We start from the raw sequence: 8447 nt of genomic DNA, 5'->3' as shown, positions 1-8447 counted from the left end.
TAATGCGGGGGTCACAGGTTCGAATCCCGTCATAGCCACCATTATTCTTGCGGAAGTGGCGAAATTGGTAGACGCACCAGATTTAGGTTCTGGCGCCCTAGGCGTGAGAGTTCGAGTCTCTCCTTCCGCACCATCGAAAGCAGTACCAAACAGACCAGCTCATGCTGGTTTTTTTGTATCCGGCGTTTGCCGCTCTTCTTCCCCTCTCCATGCCATCGCGCGCCTGCAACGCCCCGCATGTATCAACGGCTAAGCCTTGTGTTCTCCTCTGCGACGGCGCAATGCCCTGCTCCGGCGTGATGCCGCCCTTTTCATCTCGCAGAGCACTGCGGGCAATAAAAAGGCGGCCCGCAGGCCGCCATATCGTTTGCTGTCGTCAGAACGGGAAGAACCAGGGGATGGCGATGACGCTCACCACCATCACCAGCAAGGTGAAGGGCACGCCAATGCGCACGAAGTCCATGAACTTGTAGTTGCCCGGGCCCAGCACCAGGGTGTTGACCGGCGACGAGACCGGCGTCATGAAGGCTGCCGAGGCGGCGATGGCGATGGTCATGGCAAAGGGATAAGGCGATACCCCCATCTGATGGGCCGTCCCCAGCGCGATGGGCGCCATCAGCACCGCCGTCGCCGTGTTGGAGATGAAGAGCCCGATGACGGCACAGAGCGCGAAGAGGCTGGCCAGCATCACCCTGGGGCCCATCTCCCCCACCGCCGAGATGAGCGCGCCGACGATGAGATCCACCCCGCCGGTCTGCTGCAATGCAAGGGCAAAGGGCAACATGCCCACGATGAGGATCAGGGTCGGCCAGTGGATGGACTTGTAGGCACTCTCCAGATCGATGCAGCGGAACTTGCCCATCAGCAGGCAGGCGATGAGCGCCGCGATGACGTTGGGCACGGGATCCGTCACCATCAGTACTATCATGACCCCGAGGGCAATCAGGGCGTGGATGGCCTGGCTGCGGGCCGGCGCCATCTCGTCCACTTCCGCAGGCAGGCCCAGCAGCAGAAAATCGCGATGATGGGTCTGCAACTGACGAATGAGGCTCCAGTTCCCTACCACCAGCAGGGTATCCCCCATCTGCAGCGCCTCGTCCACCAGCTTGCCGGTCAGCGCCTCTCCATCCCGGCGGATCCCCACCACGCTCAGGCCGTAACGGGAACGGAAGGTCACCTCGCGGATGCTCTTGCCGAGCAGCCGGGAGCCGGGGATGAGGGAGACCTCCGCCATGCCCACCTCCCGCGCCTGGTCGGAGAAATACTCCCCGCGCAATATCATGGGCTCGAGCCGCGCCTCGCTGCAAAACTCCCGCACATCCACCTCGGGATCCGACATGTCGATGAGCAGCACATCCTTGGCCTGGAACTCGGTCACCCCGGTGACACTGACCATCACCCGCCTGAACTTGCGCCAGCGCTCCATCCCGATGACGTTGGCCCCGAAGCGGGCACGCAATTGCAGTTCGTCGAGGGTCTGGCCGATCAGGGGGGAGTCGGGCCGGATCGCCAGTCGGCGTGCGCGCCCCGCCAGCCGGTAGTCACGGATGAGATCCCGCATGGTGCTGCGTCCCATCTGCTTGCCCTTGCCCTCCTCTCCTTCACGCACCAAGGAGGTGCGCATCAGCAGCATGTAGAGGATCCCCATCCCCAGAATGATGACCCCCATGGGGGTGAAGCCGAAGAAGCCGAACCCCTGGATGTCGTGGCGCATCAGTTCACTGTTCACCACCATGTTGGGAGGGGTTGCCACCAGCGTCATCATGCCGCTGATAAGGCCGGCAAAGCCGAGCGGCATCATCAGTCTGCCCGCCGGGATCCCCATCCGGTTCGCCACGCTCAGCACCACGGGGATGAAGATGGCCACCACCCCGGTCGAACTCATCACGGCCCCCAGGGTCGCCACCGCCACCATCAGCAGCACCAGCATGCGGGTTTCACTGCTGCCGGCCACCTTCACCAGGGCATCTCCCACCTGATAGGCGATGCCGGTACGCACCAGCCCCTCCCCCACCACGAACAGGGCGGCAATCAGAATGACGTTGGGATCACTGAATCCTGCCAGCGCCTGCGGCAGGGTCAGGGTGCCGCTCAACACGAACAGGATGATGATCAACAAGGCGACCACGTCCATGCGTACCTTGTTGGTAATAAACAGGAGAATGGCACCCACCAGCATGCTGAGCACCCAGATCAACTCGGAATTCACACTTGCTCCTTTTGTTCAACGTCAACCACGGCCGGCCTCGGACGCCATCAGACCACAGAGCCCGTCCCCCTGATTTGTTACACATCAAGAAAGAGGAGACCGCATCATCTCACATTCAGGTTCAGTTGCGGCCATTTTACCGGTCCGTGAACGCAGTCGGTCGCCCTTCACATGTCGGGGTAAAAAGTGCTGCACGCTCCCCCCGCCCCTCCTAAAATGGGCCCGCCGCGGCCTGAGCCGCCCTCTCACCCCTTGTCCTTCGGAGACGACATGACCCAGCACACCCCGGCCTACCCGGCATTCACCTTCTTCAGCCGCTTTGTCGCCGACATCCAGGCTGGCCGAAAGACCATCACCATCCGCGACGAGAGCGAGGCAAACTGGCGGCCCGGCCAGCGCCTGGCCCTGTTCACCAACCCGGAACACCAGCCTTTTGGCACCATTGAAGTCATCTCGGTCAAGGCGGTCGCCTTCGAGGCGCTGAGCGACGAGCACGCCCGTCAGGAGAACATGACCCTCCCCGAGCTTAAAGATGTGATCCGCGATATCTACCCCGCACTGCCGCCCCTCTATGTGATTGAATTCGTGCTGATTGAAGCCTGATTTTGTGAGCTGCCTCAGCTAACGCCGGTTGCGCTCACGGGCCAAAAGCGCACAATGACTGTTTTTATATACAGTCATTGGTGTCTTATGGAAAAACAACTCGAACCGGCCATCGCAGCCATGGTGGCAGACTTCATCGCCGCAGGTCGTCCCAAGGCGAGCCAGCTGAGCTGGCAGGCGCGCCGTGACGGCTACCTAGCCTCTGCCCTGTTGGGCGGTGAGCGGGAAGAGGTGGGCGCCATTGAAGAGTGGCAGGCCGATCACCACGCCATCCGCTGCTATCGGCCCGCAGACAAACCGGACCCCGCGTATCCGGTGCTGATCTATTTTCACGGCGGCTGTTTTGTCAGCGGGGATTTCGAGACCCACGATCGCCAGATGCGGATGCTGTGCAACCGGGCCAGTGCCCTGATCTTCGCCGTACACACCCGCCTCGCCCCGGAACACACCTATCCTGCGGCTCACGATGATACGCTGGCCGCCGCGCGGGCCATCATGGCCGAGGTGGAGAAATGGCATGGGGATCCGGCACGTCTCGCCATTGCCGGCGACAGTGCAGGGGGTCATCTCGCCCTGATCACCACCTTGCGGCTCAAGGCTGCCAACGCCCCCTTGCCCAAGGCCCTGCTGCTTCTCTATCCCATGCTGGATGCCCTCTGCGAGAGCCAAAGCTACCGCGATCTCGGTGACGACTACCTCATCACCCGGGACATGCTCGCAAGCGGTTTTCACGCCTACCTGGGCAGCCTGCCCCCCTGCCATCCCGAAGCCAGCCCGCTCCACCATCCCGCCCTGTCAGGATTGCCGCCGACCCATATCGTCACGGCGGAATATGATCCGCTACGCGACGAAGGGGAAGCCCTGTATGGCAAGCTGGTGCAGGCTGGCGTCGATGCCACTTGCCAGCGGCAGCATGGCGTCATTCATGGCTACTTCCAACTGGCGGCCATCAGCCCTGCCGCTCGTCAGCTCATCGACCAGATAGCCATGATGCTCAGAAGACTCTGAGTTGGAACCGGCCCCCAAGCCGTGTTAAAAGTGTCTCTTTTGAATCAGGGAGGTAACCCGAGTGTTCGAGATAGCGAGCCTGAAAGAGGGCATGATGCACGGGGTGGAGCTGTTCCAGCTGCTGCTGGAGATCATCTCCATCGCATGCGTGGTCATCGGCCTTGGCAAGACCCTCTGGCTGGCGGCCAGAGTGCGGGATCACGAGCCCGGCTTTCCCCGTATCCGCCTCTGCTTCGGCAGCTGGCTCATCCTGGCGCTGGAGTTCCAGCTCGCCGCCGACATCCTGGCCACCACGGTGGCCCCCAGCAAGGAGGAGCTGGTGCGCCTCGCCATCATCGCGGTCATCCGCACCTTCCTGAACTACTTCCTCGGCAAGGAGCTCGATGCCCAGGCCGAGCGCCAGCAACCCGAGCCTGTCAGGTCACCTTCCCGCCCCGACGCCCGATGAGCGGCCTGAGTGGCACAAGGCCACGACACGGAAGGAAAGGCACCAGCCTGATCCCATGAAGAGGGCTCCCCGCAGGGAGCCCTCTTTGTATCCGACAGCAACCATCAGGCGTGCTTGCTGGCCAGCTCGTGGCGCTTCAATGCCAGCAAGGTGACCAGCAGGGCGGCGGTGGCGATCAGCGCCATGCCGATATAGGTGGCGCTGAAACCGGGTGCCAGTTCGGCCGGGCTCAGGCTGGCCAGATTGGGGCTGCTGCCTGCTGGCAGAGCGGCATGGAACAACACGGCCCAGATGGCGACACCGACCGCCCCGCCCAGCTCCCGGCCGAAGTTGAACAGGGACATGCCGATGCCGCGATCTTCTCGCGGCAGGGCATTTTGCACCACCACCGACAGCGCCGGCAGCACCAGACCCAGCCCCAATCCGGCAAACCCCAGTCCCAGTCTGGCCCAGAGGTCGAAGTGGATCTGCCACAGGGCCAGCGCTGCCAGGGCAAAACCTGCCACCACGAAACGCTTGTAGTGACCGGTGCGACCGATGAGCTTGCCGCCGACGAAGGCCCCCGCCGTGATGCAGACCATGAAGATCACCATGATCTCGCCACTGTCACTGGCGCTCATCCCCTTTTGCCACTGCATCTGCAACGGCAGGTAGACCAGCACGGCAAACATCAGCAGCTGCGAGGCCAGCGCCAGCAGCACGCTCACCAGATAACCCGGCAGGCGCACCAGGTGGGCTGGCAGTATGGGGTCGTGCGCCCGCCGCTCAGCCAGGACGAGCAGCAACAGGGCAACCCCCAGCGCAGCCGCGAGCCAGACGGCGGGCAAGGCCGCTTCCGGCGAGAGCAGCAACAGGGTGAGGGTGGTGACCGTAATGAGCAGTGCCGCTCCCTTCCAGTCGAAGCGGCTGTGGCGACGCACATTGAGGTGACCCAGATTGCGGTTCACCAGCCAGAGGGCGATGGCACCGAGAGGCAGATTGATCCAGAAGATCCAGCGCCAGCTGAGCTGCTCGGTAAAATAGCCACCGAGCAGCGGGCCTGCGATGCTGGAGACCGCATAGACCGCCGAGATATACCCTTGATACTTGCCCACCTCCCGTGGCGGAATACAGTCGGCGATCACGGTGAAGGCGAGCGCGATCAGCCCCCCGCCCCCAACCCTTGCAGTACGCGGGCGGCCAGCAGGGTCGGCAGATCCTGGGCCAGGGCGCAGGCCACGGATCCCGCCAGAAACAGGCCGATACCGATGTTGAGCATGCGTACCCGGCCGAACATGTCGCTCAACTTGCCATAGATGGGCAGGGCCGCAGTGGCCGCCAACAGATAGGCGGTCACTACCCAGGTGAGGGCGACACCGGCGTTCAGCTCAACCCCTATGATGGGCAAGGGCGTGGTGACGATGCTCTTTTCCAGTGAGCCCAGGGCGATCACCAGGGCCACGCTCGAGAAGACGGTTTTGGGGGACATAGGCAGGCTCGCTCATGTGAGATATCGGCACAGGGGGTGCAAGGCACATTATTGTCTCATAAATCATTAGCCGATGGTCAAAACCACTGCCTACCATGATGAAGGTCGCGACATCTGCAAGCCGGATCTGCTAGGGTGAGCCTTTGCCGAAGAGGACGCCCCCCATGCCCCAGTCATCCCCCTGCGATCATCACCAGAGTGAACAGCCCCGATTCGACGAGTACGACGCCCTGATCTTCGACATGGATGGCACCCTGGTGGACTCCATGCCTCTGCACCTGGATGCCTGGGAAATCACCAGTGCCGAGTTCGGCCTGCCGTTTGATCGGGCACAGCTCAACGAGTACGGCGGCATCCCCACCCGCAAGATAGTGACCATGCTGGCAGAGCAGCACGGGCTGACCATCGACGTGGAAGCCTTTGCCCGGCGCAAGGTGGCCCTCTACCTGGCACGGATCGACGACGTCCGGGTGTTTCCCGCCATGTGGGAGCTGGTCAGGCAGTACCACGGCAAGGTGCCCATGGGCATAGGCACCGGCTCAACCCGGGAACATGCGGCGTACATCCTGCGTCAGACCGGGCTCGATGCCTTCATCTCCGTGCTGGTGAGTGCCGATGATGTGGTCAATCACAAGCCCCACCCGGACACCTTCCTGAAAGTGGCCGAACAGCTCGGCGCCAACCCGGCCAACTGCCTGGTGTTTGAAGACACCCGGATAGGCATTCAGGCGGGCAAGGCCGCCGGCATGACCACCTTGCTGGCCGATCAGGGCGCACTTTACCCGCGCTAGTATGGGTAAACGTTCCTGACCACCAATAGAAACGCCTCCACAAAGGAGGCGCTTCTATATCTCGAATCATTAGCTTGATGTTCTCAAGGCCATGTGATGCGGATGATACCTAGACCTGTGCTCATTGTACCCATACAACTTTTATATAGGTCAATCGACATTTTATTTAAGGCCCTGCTTTCGCGATGATATACCAGTCATCTGAACTTGCATGGCCAGGTACGTCTTGTACCCCATCCTTCTGGCAGTATTAGTAGGTTAGATAAAACAAACCTATCCAGACTAACATTCTCCATGACATAGTCACGACCCAAAATAACTTCACACCACCACACGCACTATAAAATGCGTCTAAATCCCTGGAAAATAATGAGTATTTTAATGTTCATCAAACCAGATAACCTCAAAACGTTCCCTTACATTTTCGTCAACCACTCAGAAAACTGCTTCTCGTTATGAAAGGTTGATGGTTCATCATTCCATCACGAAATTCTATAATACCTAAACAGCTCTGCAAGCTTACCTTTTGAGTACTCACCTCTCTGACAAAACTGGCTTTCAATTACTTCCCTATTCTCGACAAGAGCGTTCGGCACTTCAGTTGTTTGGCTTTTTCTTGCAAGACCAATAATCGTTTGCAATATTTCGCAAGCGGTAGACTCATCATCTTCTCTGATTAAAAATTCGATAGTTTCATTTATAAAACAAAATGCTTCAGATGGACTCATTTTGCCGATGGCATCATCTCTAAACTTTTCAAAAAACCACTCATCCTCTATGAAGTCTGAGTTCCAATGCTGAATAGCCTCATTCAGTGCATCACGATATGACATAATCAATCCCTAATTTTGACACCACCCAAAAAACCTAACATCATCTTTAAGAAAAGTTCTGATTTTTCCGATATTATTACCTATATTTATGAACATTTTAAAAAATATAAATAAATACACTTCTGCATACTCTCTTCACAAAATCTCGACTACCCACACAGTCAAGATTTTAGATCTACCCATATCTCTGTATAAAAATTCGCACATCTGGTGCCCACAAAGGCGAAGCCCGTCACCATACCTTTCTTATTTATTATATCAGTACCCTGCTCTCTTCCTTGACTCTCTTATAAATTTACGCAACTAACACCTTCACCATCTCTGGCGTCCCTATTCCGACGAACCCTGACTCTGGATCATCAAAGGCACCAACCATTTTAAGAACCAGACCATTACTTTTAACAATCTCGCACAATAACCTTGTATCTATCAATTCACTAGCATTCCACCCTCGGCATATTAACGCATGAACTTCAAACTCTTCTGGCACAGCAATAAGATAGGAGCATGATTCCTCCTCCATCAAACTCACCACTGATTCAATTGACAACTCAGATAATTGAGCAGCACCAAATAACTTCAACTTTCCATCTGATTCTACAAGTTCTTCCAAAAAGTGAGCTGCGTGGCTTATCTCTACCCCTCGTTCCTTTAATCTCTTAAAAAGTTTATTGTGCCTTATAATCCGTGTATCACTTTGCCAAACTGAGTCACCAACAACACACCACAACTTAAATCCAGGTATTTTTTTAACAATAAGACTAAAAATAAACCTTAAAACTATAATTCGCGCTTCAAGGCGATTTCGAGAAGAAATCTGCCATCGAGCGGCAACTACCTTCAAATTAACCATTTGAGAAATTTCACTGAGATTGTACGTTTCGTTTTCTCTTGAAACGTCCAACGTGCATACAACATTAATATTAGTCATCAATGTCTTCACCAGCCTTGTCATTCAAGTGGGCCATCTATTGTCATGATCGCCATGGGTCCTGTTCATGACCTACAGTATTATCACTGATTTTACCGTTCTGGTATTTATTCCAGAGCCAAAATCTCATGTTGCAACGCACCTTCTTTGCAACCC

At 57.3% G+C, this 8447-nt stretch carries 7 protein-coding genes, 1 tRNA gene and 1 pseudogene; 5 read left to right on the top strand and 4 right to left on the bottom strand.

Features of this window, described 5'->3' with window-relative positions:
* Positions 1 to 49 precede the first annotated feature (49 nt).
* Positions 50 to 133 (top strand) — tRNA-Leu (locus AACR77_RS09175).
* 243 nt (positions 134 to 376) lie between these two features.
* On the opposite strand, the gene AACR77_RS09170 is transcribed toward AACR77_RS09175, so the two are convergent.
* Positions 377 to 2209, bottom strand: a complete 1833-nt coding sequence (locus AACR77_RS09170) for an SLC13 family permease (protein WP_042878180.1) — start codon at positions 2207 to 2209, stop codon at positions 377 to 379.
* A 270-nt stretch (positions 2210 to 2479) separates the two neighbouring features.
* On the opposite strand from AACR77_RS09170, the gene yqfB reads away from it, so the two are divergent.
* The 3 genes from yqfB to AACR77_RS09155 all read left to right on the top strand — a co-directional run bounded on the left by yqfB (position 2480) and on the right by AACR77_RS09155 (position 4268).
* The gene (yqfB, locus tag AACR77_RS09165; RefSeq protein ID WP_042014549.1) at positions 2480 to 2812 is read left to right on the top strand and encodes a N(4)-acetylcytidine aminohydrolase; all 333 of its coding nucleotides are present in this window, start codon (positions 2480 to 2482) and stop codon (positions 2810 to 2812) included.
* 87 nt (positions 2813 to 2899) lie between these two features.
* Positions 2900 to 3820, top strand: a complete 921-nt coding sequence (locus tag AACR77_RS09160; RefSeq protein WP_042878178.1) for an alpha/beta hydrolase — start codon at positions 2900 to 2902, stop codon at positions 3818 to 3820.
* Positions 3821 to 3881: 61 nt separating this feature from the next.
* On the top strand, positions 3882 to 4268 hold the full coding sequence (locus tag AACR77_RS09155; protein WP_010673839.1) for a DUF1622 domain-containing protein: 387 nt from the start codon (positions 3882 to 3884) through the stop codon (positions 4266 to 4268).
* A 104-nt stretch (positions 4269 to 4372) separates the two neighbouring features.
* Here the strand turns inward: AACR77_RS09155 and AACR77_RS09150 are convergent.
* Positions 4373 to 5736: pseudogene (locus tag AACR77_RS09150) on the bottom strand (MDR family MFS transporter).
* A gap of 164 nt (positions 5737 to 5900) precedes the next feature.
* On the opposite strand from AACR77_RS09150, the gene AACR77_RS09145 reads away from it, so the two are divergent.
* Positions 5901 to 6527, top strand: coding sequence for an HAD family hydrolase (locus AACR77_RS09145; protein ID WP_042878177.1), 627 nt, complete (start codon positions 5901 to 5903; stop codon positions 6525 to 6527).
* A 482-nt stretch (positions 6528 to 7009) separates the two neighbouring features.
* Here AACR77_RS09145 and AACR77_RS09140 read toward each other — a convergent pair whose 3' ends face one another.
* Together AACR77_RS09140 and AACR77_RS09135 are read right to left on the bottom strand one after the other, a co-directional pair.
* Positions 7010 to 7360 carry a hypothetical protein gene (locus AACR77_RS09140; RefSeq protein ID WP_042878175.1) on the bottom strand — a complete coding sequence of 117 codons (351 nt, stop codon included), beginning with the start codon at positions 7358 to 7360 and terminating at the stop codon, positions 7010 to 7012.
* 295 nt (positions 7361 to 7655) lie between these two features.
* Positions 7656 to 8303 (bottom strand): hypothetical protein, encoded by a 648-nt coding sequence (locus tag AACR77_RS09135; protein WP_139739522.1) that lies wholly within the window; start codon positions 8301 to 8303, stop codon positions 7656 to 7658.
* Between the last annotated feature and the right edge of the window lie 144 nt (positions 8304 to 8447).

The sequence above is a fragment of the Aeromonas sp. ZOR0002 genome (assembly GCF_963866995.1).
GTDB classification, from domain to species: domain Bacteria; phylum Pseudomonadota; class Gammaproteobacteria; order Enterobacterales; family Aeromonadaceae; genus Aeromonas; species Aeromonas caviae.
This window is presented reverse-complemented; position numbering and strand designations above follow the sequence as displayed.

Coding starts and splice junctions, on each gene's coding strand:
- AACR77_RS09160 (WP_042878178.1), top strand. CDS start 2,900: ATGGAAAAACAACTCGAACCGGCCATCGCAGCCATGGTGGCAGACTTC.
- yqfB (WP_042014549.1), top strand. CDS start 2,480: ATGACCCAGCACACCCCGGCCTACCCGGCATTCACCTTCTTCAGCCGC.
- AACR77_RS09140 (WP_042878175.1), bottom strand. CDS start 7,360: ATGTCATATCGTGATGCACTGAATGAGGCTATTCAGCATTGGAACTCA.
- AACR77_RS09145 (WP_042878177.1), top strand. CDS start 5,901: ATGCCCCAGTCATCCCCCTGCGATCATCACCAGAGTGAACAGCCCCGA.